Raw genomic sequence first — 12,863 nt, 5'->3', positions numbered from 1 at the left:
CAACCCAACCTACACGTCGTCCCTACCGGTATTCTTCAAAACTTTAAACCTCCGGGTGCAGCAGGCGTACATTTAACCGAAAATGTTGCTTTGTTGGAGACGGCTTCATAGGTTTTGCCATCACTCCCTTTCCACTTAACAGTCATGACAGCCCAACCATTGTTTGTTGAGTTTGGCTTGCTGTCAAACTTACGACTTACCGTAGAGGTAACAGTCTGTCCTTTCTTGGCACTCCAGTTAAAGGTGTTTGATTTCTCACCGTTCTCATAACTGAGAAAACCAGTGCCTGTTACGGTATGCTTCATATCAATTGTTGCATCAAGCTTGACTGTTGTTGGACAAGCTGAGACTATCTCTTTCTGCACTGGCTTGAGCGACAAATTCTGAACTGATGAGCCGTCGATTTGATCGGGACGTTCCACCGTGATGATGAAATTGCTACCCTGGCTGGTTACTTTTGTAATTTGCCACTTGGGATCGATAAGGTTGCTAATACCGGGTGCATTCCTGACAGCGTCTGCAACGCTTTGTTTCATTTTGGATTCATTGAGAGCATTTTTCATCTGGCTTTCAACTTGCGGAGTCATTTTGTTTGCGATCGCGCCTTCGATTCCTTCACAAATTTGCTTGATGGGTGGGAGAACAGACTTGCACAGTTTGTTAGCAATTCTGACATCAGTTTTGAAAGTGACTTCCGGATTGGCGTAAGAGATCGAGCCATTATAGGCGACAGGAATGAGCGATATGGAAAGATTGGTGTTATCTAAATGAATGTCGCGCTCTATATCAAGCGAACACTCACCCCATTTGCCAGCGAGTTTGCGGAAGCACTTTGCTTGAATTTCCTCACCTTGGTTTTCAAAATACATATCTGCATTGATTCTGTCACCGTTGACTGTGGCTTGGATAGACTGTGTGTTGAAATCTTGGAGAGAGTAATCAATGTGCCGAGCAATGCCTGAAAATTTGTAAGTATATATGGGGTTAGAAAGTGGAATTGATTTCTTAGAACCGTTAGGCATTAAAATATAGTTGGCGTCTTTGTGAAGATGTACTTTAGTCGAGCTAAATGCTGCATTAAAAGCCGTGGCTACAGCTGCTTTGGGGACGGGAATGTTTACGGTTTCTGCACGTGCAGACGAACTGAGCAAGGAAATGTTACCAAACATCATGGTAGCAACCAGCAGAGTACTACGGGTCATTTGAGCGATTCTCAACATATTTAAGTGGTTCCTAGTTTTCGTTTTTATAGTTTGTGTGGGTTTGATTTAACCCCTTCATTTGCTTCTATGTCTGGGTTATATTTTTTATGCATCCCCAACAAAGCACTCTTGGAATTTTTTGATATTTGTGGAATTTAGGGAGGCTATACTGCGTAGGCTTTGGGTAAAAATACGAAAGTAGGTTGGGTTTCGTTTCTCAACCCAACATTGAAACCTTATTGTTGGGTTTCGTTTCTCAACCCAACATTGAAACCTTATTGTTGGGTTGAGGAACGAAACTGTGGAGTTGCGATACATACGAAGACAGCGCAACTACGAACAGAAGAGGGATATTTTAGAGGATGTTTGAAAAGTTATGATTGATGTATCAAATATTTATAACCTAACCCTCCCTTAGAAAGGGGAGCCACTGCGCCATCGGGGAATGCCCGACTTGAGGCATATGGTGAGTCCACCCTTGTAGGCGGGTTTCCCGCCGTAGAGGAGTGGCGAACCCGTAAGGGCGTGAGGGAACTGAATTTTTCTTGTTTCCCCCCTTTTTAAGGGGGGATTAAGGGGGGTAATAATGCAATAAAAATCACAGCCAACCACTTTTCAAACATCCTCTTAGCTCGACTTTATCCATTTCTTTCGCCACGCGATCGCTACAGATGAAACCTTTGTGGGGCAGTAGTTTTACTTTTTGAACTTCAGCGCTCGTCTATGACGTGGAAAAAGTATTTGCCAAAAAGCCAAGGTTTTTGCCCGGTAGAGAAAACCGAGTTCTTAATTTTGGATAAAGTCGAGTTTAGGTTTCGTTATATAGTTTTTTTCTGGGCGACTGACTTAAGTTCTTATTTAAAATAAAATTTTGTATAGCTTGGATAATTATAATTTCTAACTATAGATTTGCAAATCTTAACTATAAAAATCAACTAATATAGTTTGTTTTATACGGGTAGCACCGCTTTCTCGACGCTTTGGAATACCACAACCACAGTTTATAAGTCTTCGAGCTTGCATTTGGTTTAAATTAACAATTCCAGGTGTTTTATCTGTGTTTTTTGAAAATTGAAATGAACTGTATTTGTCTGAGCGGTTAGCAGATATAGTCATGATTCCTATAACTACTATCGAAGCAATTAAGTATTTATATCTCATGTTTCCTTAGAAAAAACTAATTGCACTAGACCAATACCGATTTATATGTGCCTTTCTGAGGAAATATGCAGTTTCGATTAAATAACAATATATCAATCGATTCCGTTAAGGATTTTTGGTAAGAATTCCGTAAGATATACTCACACGTGCTATTAAAATTTACAATTTAGAGCAACTTCTATACGTAGGATTGGATTTCGAGGCGAAAAATCAACCGGAGCAAGCAGAGCGCTATATCCAAAAAGCAGTCAGCGAAAAAATTGATGATTAAATGTAGGGACTACGGTTCTTGAAAAATTGCGGAAACTTGGCAAGACGATTAGTGTAATCTGGCTCCCCAACCTACGTGTTTTCGTATTTTTAGGCTTAACCGACAAGCATTGGTAGCGAACTGGAAAGATAAATCGTCAAATTAACTATTTATGTTGGTAGACCGCTACAATTATATGTCACACGTGAGAATAATAAATTAATTATGAAATCTTACGCAAACGCACAAGAAAAAACTCAAATTGAGAAGTTGTCCAAACCATTTATGGAAAAGGTGGCGGTTATTGGTGCCGGACTTGGAGGTTTAGCTGTTGCTATAGCACTCCGGAAACTTGGGTGTGATGTTCAAGTGTACGAAAAAGCACAAGATTTTCGTCCTATTGGTGGTGGCTTGGGATTGTTACCAAACGGTTTAAATTCCCTTGATGCTATTGAACCTGGAATTGTAGAAACTATAAAAAATTCAGGTTGTGAAGTTAGCACAACTATTTTAAAGAATACTCAATGTGAAACAATTCGCACTAGCCCAGCTAGAATGTATCAGGATAAATACGGTCAGCCCTTCATCACCGTTTGGTGGTGGCGTTTGCAACAAATTCTGGCATCTAAACTGCCGTCTGAGAGTATTCATCTTGACCATCGCTGCATCGGTTTTGAACAAGACGATCGCTGTGTGTCAGTATATTTTGAGAATGGGGAACGGGTTAGTGCAGATTTACTGATTGGAGCTGATGGTATCAATTCGGTGATTAGAGAAGCTTTAATTGGAGACGGCAAACCTCGCTATTTAGGAAGTATGTCTTGGCGTACTGTTATCAATTGCAACCAAGAGGTACTTAATCCGGGTGAACTTGGATTTGTTAACGGTCATGAAGAATTTATGTACCTGCTGAATGTCGGTGATGGGTATATTTCGTGGCTATATCGTAAGTTATTACCAGATTGTACTCTTTCCCAAAATGTGGCTGAGGTTAAATCTAGGGTTCTCGATCGAATAGCGGGCTGGGGAGAATCATTGCGATCGCTTGTGGAAGCAACTCCAGCCGAGCAAATTTTGGAAGCACCGATTTGCGCTACTCAAAACTTGGGCAAACTTAAGGATTTACGCCCTTAAGGACAAGAGAACCGATAGCGCAAGGTTTTTTGAAAATATGAGGGAGCATTATGCTCTGGACGTAATTTGCCGTGGCGTGCCATCCAGCGAACAGTTAGATCGCGCCTGTTTGTGTTTCACCCTAAAAAGGTAAAATTTATGACGATTAAAACCGCCGCGAATGTTTACCTTTTTAGCAACCCGTTTCCACGCTCCCGACTTTAACTTGTCCTCTGGCTTTTTAAAGTAAGAATCGAGGGAACTAGGGATGCTTTCAGTCCGATTCTGACCGCGACGTGCAATGACCAGTGCAGCTGCACAGCCAGAGTTCAGACCTAATCGCGCCATATATTTGGTAACACCAATTACCGAAGTATAGGCAGCGTCAACTTTAATCAGTTCTATCCCAGATTTAAAGCATTTAGACTCAATCATTTGGGTAAACTGACTGTATGCCATATTAGAAAGCATCCGAGCGTACTTTGCGCTTTTCTCCTTCATAGATGCTTTCTTTTGGGCAAAATCTAAATCTTCAATAACTATGGGTACGCCGTACTTCAATGCAATTCTAACTATTTCAGATACAGCCTTACCAATAATGTATGATTGTTTGCGCCGAGCGCTTATCCTGAACATTAATCTTGATAGTTCCGTGGCGCTTTAAATTCCCATGACGATCTATTAAACTCCAGTCAATACTATTAGGATTAAAGTCAATGCCTAGAGCACCCTGTTCTAAGGATGTTTGGATTACTGGATCTACTGTTTCGAGGGTTGCATTAACATAAAAATTCCCATCTTTGTTCACTATTTCATAAGTGACAGGCTGAAGGCTTCCGTTCCTAGATGTCTCTTTCTTCTCCCCGTCTTTTCCTTTCCGGGTAGAGATACGTTTCACTGGTTCTATAGCAGCTAGTAACCAATCTTGACCGTAGGGAAAATTAATGTTATGAAGGGTTACAGTATCACCATACTTCGCTCTTAACTTAGGGGTAACAGTCAGGATCAAGGTATGTAAATTAGCATCATATCTAATTAACTGATTTCCACTTTGATAGTTTTTTGAACCGATAAAGAATGAACGATTAGACCGTTTTGAGCGCCAGTCTTCAAGCCATTCCTGCTTGTTGTTGTACCCATTCTTTTCTAAAGAGTGCTGCTTTTCAAATAATTTAGACGAACCAAAAGTTACTGTAAAATGTCCGGTAGCTTTCGCCTCTTTTAGACGGTGAATTTTAGCGTCTAGCTTGTTAATTTTCTGTTGCTTGAAGTGAATTCTCTTTTTTAATTTTTTAGCTGTGGTTTCCTGCCCCAACACAACAGCTTTGTTTAGCTTAAACTCTAATTTCTTAATAGTCCGTCGAATCTCTTTGATACAGTCGTAGTTGTCCTCTATGTATAGGTCTACTAACTCAGCTTGCGAGCTATAAGTAGCCGTCGCTTTATTGTAAGCGTTTTTAGCCTCTGAATTGGAAATACCAAGCCTTTTTTCAAGCTCCTTGCAAATTGTCTTTTCTAATTCAGATTCCTTGGTTGTTGTCTTACCAATTCGATTTCGTAGTGCAAATGCTGTTCGGGTAGCTTGTCCGAAAACTATCCCGTAGTCTTCTAGATAATCTAGCGCTAGCTTATTTTGATTAGTGCTGATTGCAATTGTTTGGATAGTTACGACGGACAAGTTTTATCACCCCCTTAAATTTTTTAGCTTCTTGTCATTATACACCAGATTCTAACTCAATCCGTTTGTTTGCTGATATTTTTTTAGCGCTTTTATCTAACTCCTCAATCAACGACTTATTTTGATGACTTCTCAACCTATACAATCGGGCAGAAAACACGCTTGTTGACTTCTAAAACGTCTGGCACTAACTCTTGTTCTCTTGAGGCGTTAACATGGTGGTTGATGATTATAACTTCAACGTTTAATTGTTTGCATAAAGAAAAAATTAACTCGGCTCCAAACCTTAATAAACGGTCTTTATGTGTAACAACTAGCCGCCGTACTTCACTCCTCTAGAAGAAGTTTTACCAACTTCGATAAACCACGTAAGTTGAGCGTTAATTCCTGAACCTATATCAGTGATTATTTCGTACTTCCAACCTTGCTTCTCGCAGTACGATCGCAAGCACAAGTCCCTGACAAGCGCAAATCAACGCGTGCTGTGGGCGCGTGCTCAACGAATGCATAACAAATTGTTTTTCCTTCACGCTCAGATGTACCCAGGAGCTTAGCAACATCATACCGTCTATGTCCGCCATTGGTGCGTTCTGCAACGATTTTGCCTTCATCCTCCCACATAGCTCAAAGTGTCGGGGTGTACACCTAACAGGTCACTTGCATCTTGAATCGAAATCTTTGGCATAGTTCAAATATACTTAACTATACTTAGATTAACCTAGAATTTTCGCAGTGGAACTCACCTGATCGCTTACCGCTCAACTCCTGGGGTCAAGGAAGAGTGACTCTGTTGGGTGATGCAGCTCACCCAATGGCACCTGCTTTGGGACAGGGAGCAAATAGCACTTTTGAAGACGCCTATGAACTAGCATTGTGCTGTTCCCAAGCATCCAGCATTCAAGAAGCTTTGGCTACTTACGAAGAACGCCGCATCCCCCGTACACATTTAATACAAACCCGCAGTGCATTGGGCGAAATGCGTTATTATACAACCGATACAGAGACTGCCGATCGGCAAATGCAGGAGCAGTCACAGATGAGCCGTGAAGAATTTCAAGATTGGATTTTTAATTACAAGCCGTATTGGTCGAAATCAGCGCTAATTCCCTAATGAATCTCAAGAATAACTATATCTTGTCTATTTATACCTAAAAATAGGTATAATGCTTAAATTTGCAATATAGCAGTTTTCACTTGAATAAAGTACAGATTTATCCGCGTTCGTCTGCTACGGGCTGCGGTTCCATAACTTTTTTATGTATTGCACCCAATTGAAAACCACTCTATCATACTGTTTTTATATAAAAATGCATACAAAGAACCCCACCGCCTACGGCACCTCCCCTTGGTAAGGGGAGGCTCGGAGGGGTAAAAATAATGTGCTTAGAAGTTAAAAGTTGTACGAATAGCTCCGACAAAAATATCGTCGTTTCCAGAAATATGTCCGGGGTCGGTAACAATAAAAAAGCCAGGGGTAATTGCTATGTTTTCGTTTATGAGAAAGCGGTAAAAAACTTCATAGTGAGTTGAATTTCCAGTATCAGCTTGTTCAATTAAATAACCAGCATTTAACTTTGGAGGTAGACCGAATAAAAATCCAAACAAATCTCCTCTTCTACCAAAGGGGTCGTATACGCCTAAGGATAACAAATAAGTGCTACTTAATACAACAGCATCTGACTGTAAGGAGTTGGTCACCATTAAACCGCCCCAAGCACCAAGAATCAGTTGATCTGTTAATTGCCATCTTAGACTCGTGTTGATAGCGTGAATCTGAGAAGGTTCGTTGATTCCCCCAGAAGTATCAGCATTGCTGCTACCTGTACCCGTGTCTAATTGACCATCACGAGAATAAGCGTTTACATAAGCTAAACCAGCAACTAATGAACTTGTTGGTTTGTATAAAACTTGCACTCCTAAAGCACTGTGATCTGCACCAAATAATCCTTCTCTACCACTGTTGCTATTCCTAGTACCATAAGCAAATTGCAAGCGCATTTGATCGGAAACTAACCAGTCAAAGCCCAAACCAGCATCAAGACTCCCAATTTTAAAGACAGGAGTTGAACCACCAAACAGGGAAAGCGCTCCCAATCCAGCATCTGCGTAGGGTGAGGAGTTGGGGGTGAGAACACTACTTAAACTAAAGCCTACAGGCTTGAAGGTGAATACGACGCGATCACCCAGTGCAGCAAATCGGTATTCTAAAGAATCCAATGATACATCGTTGTTATAATCTGCTTGCCAAGAAAGCCTTGCCATGTTGGTGTTAAATGCATCAGGATTTCCAAAACCATCATTAGCAGTATTACCTGTGACCAACCCTACACGAAATAGGTCTTTTCCGGTGAAAGAGGAAACAAGTTGTAATTGTGTCAAGTGAGTGAGAATTGTATTTGCTTCTCCTTTCCCTGGTGGATCGCCTCCAGAACCTGTTGCGAGTCCAAAGATAACTTGTCCTCCCAACCGGGCTGTGGTTGAAAATTGTTGTGCTTGTATATTTGCAGTATGAGCTTCAAGAGTATCTATACGACTGCGTAATGTGGCTAATTCTGGTGCAAATTCTGCTTGCAACTGTTGTAGTTTTTCTAAATCTTCTTTTTTAACTTTTTCTACTAACCCAGCTGCAACTAATTCATTGACTTTATCCAGTACTGCGTTTAATCCAGCAGCGAACTCATAACGAGTTAAGGTACGATTGCCTTTAAAAGTGCCATCAGAATAACCAGCAATGACACCGTATCGTTCTACTAAAGATTGCAATGCCGCAAAAGCCCAGTCATTAGGTTGCACATCAGATAATTGCGATACTGATGTTAAACGTTCCATGCTGCTTGTATCTGAAGCTTTTGATTCTTCTCCACTTTGAGCGACTTCACTGAAATTCTTTATATTATCCTCGGAAGTTATTGGAAGTGAGAAATTAGGTTCAAATTGTTCTGGTTCAGTTATTTGAATGGTATTCTGCTGTGGGGTAAAAGAGTCAGAATTTGGCAAATTTTCCTGGATGAATTTGTTATTATCTTCTCCATCTTCATTTGTATTGGCTGCTATGACTGGTGTAGATAAACAAAATAGAGCCACTCCTGATAGGAGTAATAAATCTTTTCTAACCACAATGATACCCCTCACACCTAAGATTTGTTATGAAAAATAAGAAATTAGCGATCGCGTATAACTCCAGTTGTTAAACTTCCACGAAAAGGAGCGCCCACAGCAGGTTCTTCACCGTTTACACCAAAAACTTCTATGCGCCTAGCTTCACCATTACGTTCAATCACTGTGCCACTTGCGTTGTTCCCACTCAAACCAGCATTATTTGATATACCTGTACTACCATTGATGTTAATAGTCTGCTTGTCAAAATCTACTCCAATGGGAATTGGAGAGTTCGGATTATTATCAGGTATAAATACCGCAGTATTATTGCTAGTTCTTCTAAAAATACCAGTGAGGACTTGTGGGTTTCTAATCCTAACTGTTGCTGGTTGGCGAGGATTTAAGTCACCTTCTGTACCACCAAGTGCATCTCTTAAGAACGAGCTCTTAAATCCCCTCATTCTTTTGGCTTGATTTTTGAGTGCTGCCAAAGTTTCAATCCGAACGGCTTTGAGTGTCTGCTGTACTGGAGGAGATTCTTGTGCTACCAGGTTTTCTTCCCCTGCGCCAAGACCATCTGTTAGCGCAATGATTTGATAAAATCCCTGCAAGTCGAATTCCTGAACATTTCCTACCAATCCATTTTTGACTGCTACTGTCTGCCCGCCAAGGAGAGAAACGGTTTTTTTCTGTTGGCGATCGGATATTTTGATGTCCCCGTCAGTCAGAGCAAAAACTTGTGTGGTGTTATCGGTGGCGTTATGTACAACCATAACCGCACTCCCCTTTTGTGCTGGTAGAAAGAGATTGGAACTGGTTGATGGCGGTGTAACAGAGTTGTTATTTTGACTTAATTTGATGCTTTTGTTGGCGGCGAGGCTGACAATCTGTGCTGGTACTGAGAAATTTGAAGTTGAGGATAATGTGGTTGCGGGGCGTGCTGCTAGGATGCTGATTTGGCTTTGAGGTGTTGCGACTTCAGTTCCAACACTACCTGGTGGACTCAAAATCAATGCTGTGCCATTCTCAAGCTTAAATATCATTTCATTTAAGGCGATGCGATTTGGCACCTGAAAGCGGCGTAACCCAGGTACAAACTCGAAGGTGGTACGTTCATCAACTCTAGCTACAGTCTTTTCATTGAAGAGAAGTTGCGCCTCAGAATTTGTTCCCGTCCGGATTGCATCTTGAGGAGCGATCGCATCTTTCAATACGGCTCGACGTGGAGACTTGTTTTTCAGTAACAACTCCGCAATACCCATACGTAACAGTTTGTCAACTTCTGCACGGGTTAGCTCGGGGTTATTGTTAGCCAGCACGGTTGTTGTCCAACATAGTGCTAGCAAAATGCTGACAACTAACTTTTGAGCCAATGGCGAAACTTGCAGCCCCATAACAGCCTTCCTTATGGAAAATACTGGATAGATTTATGTTTTGATATGGTGTGATTCATTTAAATATAGTTATATTCCGCATAAAGTTTATAAAATTTTTACTAAACTCAGTATAAGTCGTGTGTGATATCAGCGCTGAATGACACAAATTATCAAGAAGATAAATCATTTATTACCCCACCCTAACCCTCCCCTTAGAAAGGGGAGGGAACTGAATTTTTCTTGTTTCCCCCCTTTCCAAGGGGGGACTAAGGGGGGTACAATGTGATTAAAATGACAACCAACCACTTTTCAAACAACCTCTAAGTATGTCTGAAAATATTGTTTCTCTGTTTTCAGGAGCGGGAGGTTTATCGCTGGGTTTCGCGTTAGCTGGTCTTAAACCGGGGCTGGGTGTTGATATTAATGATGATGCGTGTAGCACTTACGAGAGCAACCTTGGAATACCTTGTCACAATCTTGACTTAAATGCTTCTGACAAGTGTTCTTTGATAGACCTTCTGACTCCCTATAAGGAAGTATTTGCAGTGATAGGGGGACCACCATGTCAAGGATTTAGCACTGCGGGAAGCAGAAATGAACTCGATTCGCGCAATCAACTTATTTTTAATTATTTTGCTATTGTTGAATATCTCAAACCAAAATGGTTTTTATTTGAGAATGTAGAAGGTTTACTCACGTCCAATAGTGGGAAGAGTGTCTTTGAACTTGTGCGTCGGTTCATTAGTTTAGGGTACTTGCTTCGACTTGAAAAGGTGAATTTTGCTGCATATGGGCTTCCTCAGTCACGAAAACGGGCGATAGTTATCGGCAATCGAATCGGTGCTTTCTTCCACTTTCCCCCAGAGACACATTCATTTAATGCGGGTAAGCATAACAAGGTACTACCCCTTTTTCCCAATTCTCCAACCCTTGATGAAGCTATCTCCGGTCTTCCTGAAGCAGTTTCCCAGGAATGCTTTCTACCATACACATATGCTGAGACAAGTAGCGAGTACGAGCACTTCATACGCTTGGGTAACAATTCCGGTGGTGTGAGACATCACTTTAGCACACCGAGTGCCAATGAATTGGAGCGATACAGGTTGTTAAAGCCCGGTCAAACGATGAAAGACTTACCTGAAAGTTTGTGGCATCCAAGCTTCCGCAAGCGGGCTTTTAGAAGAGTCAAAGATGGTACACCAACTGAAAAACGCGGTGGAGCACCTGCTGGTATCAAGCGGTTATATTCACATTTGTGTTCACCAACAATCACAAGTGCATCATCCCGTGAGTTTATTCACCCTTCAGTTGATCGTGCATTAACTTTACGCGAATGCGCTCGTCTCCAATCTTTTAGCGATAGCTACGTGTTTTCAGGTAACACATCATCCATAGCCATCCAGATCGGAAACGCATTTCCGCCCCTTGTGGCTATGAAATTTGCACAACATCTCATGCAAATAGAAGGCAAAGCTGGTTCTGGGTTAACATCTCTTAAAGAACGGAAGGCTCAATTAATTGGCTACCGTTTGACAGACGCGAGTGGAATGAGTCCTGCTCTCATGCATACTGAATCTTTACTCAAATCCCTGATGTCTAACCTTGGTTAAGCGCTATTTTTGCAGGAGAAAGTTATGGGGAGAGACAAACGGCTTACACTTGAACAATCCCAACTGCTCTCACGAGCACGAACAATGGGAACAGCAACCGCGATCCCCATCTTTCTGGAAGATTCAGAACTTGCACGACTGGCTGCAGTAATACTTCATGACGTTGGGCAAGAAAACTTAATTCCCAGCGCTATCGAAATTCCACCCAGTGCTAGCTACTACAATCGACCATTAGAATGGTTTACTCAGGAAGTGCAAGGTATAGATTTTGTTACTCTGTATCTTACGTGCCTTCAGAATGTTAAGGACTTTGAGACTTATTTCAAGTGTCTGTGTGAAATCCATAAACGAAGGCGAAAGTATGAAAAAATTCTCTCAGCTCAACCACTTCCTACAATGGCTCAAATTTCGCCACGTGTACTACTTGAGTTTGGAATTATTGCTTCCCCCGCCTTGGCTTCATGGATGACCTGGCGGAAGTGGTTTTATGACATAGACAATCGAGCTGCTCAAGAAACTGGTTACTTATTTGAGCCGATTCTTGCTAGTGTTCTTGGTGGAGTCTCCTACGGCTCGCAAAACTCACCTGTACGTCGTCGAAATAACGCTAAAAAGGGACGACAGGTTGACTGTATTGTTGATAAGCTTGCTTATGAATTTAAACTTCGTGTAACTATTGCAGCAAGCGGGCAAGGTCGATTTTCAGAAGAGCTAGATTTTGCAGAAGATTGCAAACAGTCGGGTTTTCATCCGGTTCTTCTTGTACTAGACCCTACACCTAGTACACGCTTGGAAGATTTGAGCAGAGAGTATTCTCGTGTTGGTGGTGAAGCTTACATCGGAGATAGAGCTTGGGAACATTTAGAAGAACAAGCAGGAGAAACGATGGCAAGATTTGTAGAGCATTACGTAAGGCGTCCAATTGCAGAAATAGATGCTTGCGCTACTGAACTACTGAATTTGTCTATTTCAAATGTGCCAGAAGATTCAAACTTCTCAATTATGTTATCCAACAAGCAGTCGTCTTATACCTGGAAATTCTCTCGTCAGGAGGAACAGGCATTGGCTGATAATGGAGACGAAGAAGAGTAAGACTTGGAAACCTAGCTATAGCAAATTGCGCTCGTACTGTTTCCACTTGCAAACAAATTGATTTTCAGAACGAGTTATTACCCGAAATACTAGAGCGCCGGTGCAGTAATGCCAAAAACCCAGTTTCTTTAAGTTGGGACAAGGAAAAACTAGTACTCCCAGGCACAGAAACTGGTTTTTTTATGCCCAAATTGGATTTCTGTACCGATGCTCTATTCAATAATATCTGCAACTTCTTTTAGCTTATTAAAAGTCTTTTCTCCAAAGTTTTTAATTTTATGT

General features: G+C 41.4%; 11 protein-coding genes. 4 read left to right on the top strand and 7 right to left on the bottom strand.

What is annotated here, in order from left to right:
- Positions 1 to 35: 35 nt before the first annotated feature.
- Both F7734_RS01415 and F7734_RS01410 read right to left on the bottom strand, forming a co-directional pair.
- Positions 36 to 1,202, bottom strand: a complete 1,167-nt coding sequence (locus F7734_RS01415) for a hypothetical protein (protein WP_155743052.1) — start codon at positions 1,200 to 1,202, stop codon at positions 36 to 38.
- Positions 1,203 to 2,120: 918 nt separating this feature from the next.
- Positions 2,121 to 2,318, bottom strand: coding sequence for a hypothetical protein (locus F7734_RS01410; RefSeq protein ID WP_155743051.1), 198 nt, complete (start codon positions 2,316 to 2,318; stop codon positions 2,121 to 2,123).
- A gap of 520 nt (positions 2,319 to 2,838) precedes the next feature.
- Here F7734_RS01410 and F7734_RS01405 point away from each other — a divergent pair.
- Positions 2,839 to 3,747 carry an FAD-dependent monooxygenase gene (locus F7734_RS01405; protein WP_243146618.1) on the top strand — a complete coding sequence of 303 codons (909 nt, stop codon included), beginning with the start codon at positions 2,839 to 2,841 and terminating at the stop codon, positions 3,745 to 3,747.
- Positions 3,748 to 3,795: 48 nt separating this feature from the next.
- On the opposite strand, the gene F7734_RS62980 is transcribed toward F7734_RS01405, so the two are convergent.
- The 3 genes from F7734_RS62980 to F7734_RS01395 all read right to left on the bottom strand — a co-directional run bounded on the left by F7734_RS62980 (position 3,796) and on the right by F7734_RS01395 (position 6,025).
- A complete protein-coding gene (locus F7734_RS62980; RefSeq protein WP_243146617.1) occupies positions 3,796 to 4,362 on the bottom strand; it encodes an IS200/IS605 family accessory protein TnpB-related protein in 567 nt (188 codons plus the stop codon).
- The gene (locus F7734_RS62975) at positions 4,316 to 5,404 is read right to left on the bottom strand and encodes a PspA/IM30 family protein (protein WP_243146616.1); all 1,089 of its coding nucleotides are present in this window, start codon (positions 5,402 to 5,404) and stop codon (positions 4,316 to 4,318) included. Before F7734_RS62975 ends, F7734_RS62980 begins: the two co-directional genes overlap by 47 nt.
- Before the next feature lie 405 nt (positions 5,405 to 5,809).
- Entirely contained in the window at positions 5,810 to 6,025 is a 216-nt protein-coding gene (locus tag F7734_RS01395) for a hypothetical protein (protein WP_155743050.1), read from the bottom strand.
- Positions 6,026 to 6,116: 91 nt separating this feature from the next.
- On the opposite strand from F7734_RS01395, the gene F7734_RS01390 reads away from it, so the two are divergent.
- A complete protein-coding gene (locus F7734_RS01390; protein WP_347566112.1) occupies positions 6,117 to 6,515 on the top strand; it encodes an FAD-dependent monooxygenase in 399 nt (132 codons plus the stop codon).
- A 272-nt stretch (positions 6,516 to 6,787) separates the two neighbouring features.
- On the opposite strand, the gene F7734_RS01385 is transcribed toward F7734_RS01390, so the two are convergent.
- Both F7734_RS01385 and F7734_RS01380 read right to left on the bottom strand, forming a co-directional pair.
- A complete protein-coding gene (locus F7734_RS01385) occupies positions 6,788 to 8,527 on the bottom strand; it encodes an iron uptake porin (protein ID WP_166481682.1) in 1,740 nt (579 codons plus the stop codon).
- A 38-nt stretch (positions 8,528 to 8,565) separates the two neighbouring features.
- Entirely contained in the window at positions 8,566 to 9,897 is a 1,332-nt protein-coding gene (locus tag F7734_RS01380) for a FecR domain-containing protein (RefSeq protein ID WP_155743049.1), read from the bottom strand.
- Between the two features lie 308 nt (positions 9,898 to 10,205).
- On the opposite strand from F7734_RS01380, the gene F7734_RS01375 reads away from it, so the two are divergent.
- A complete protein-coding gene (locus F7734_RS01375) occupies positions 10,206 to 11,489 on the top strand; it encodes a DNA cytosine methyltransferase (protein ID WP_155743048.1) in 1,284 nt (427 codons plus the stop codon).
- A gap of 24 nt (positions 11,490 to 11,513) precedes the next feature.
- Positions 11,514 to 12,581, top strand: a complete 1,068-nt coding sequence (locus tag F7734_RS01370) for an ApaLI family restriction endonuclease (protein WP_155743047.1) — start codon at positions 11,514 to 11,516, stop codon at positions 12,579 to 12,581.
- The last annotated feature ends 282 nt before the right edge of the window (positions 12,582 to 12,863 follow it).

The organism is Scytonema sp. UIC 10036, from assembly GCF_009725235.1.
The sequence above is the reverse complement of the archived record's forward strand: the minus strand, read 5'-3'. Positions and strand labels throughout refer to the sequence as shown.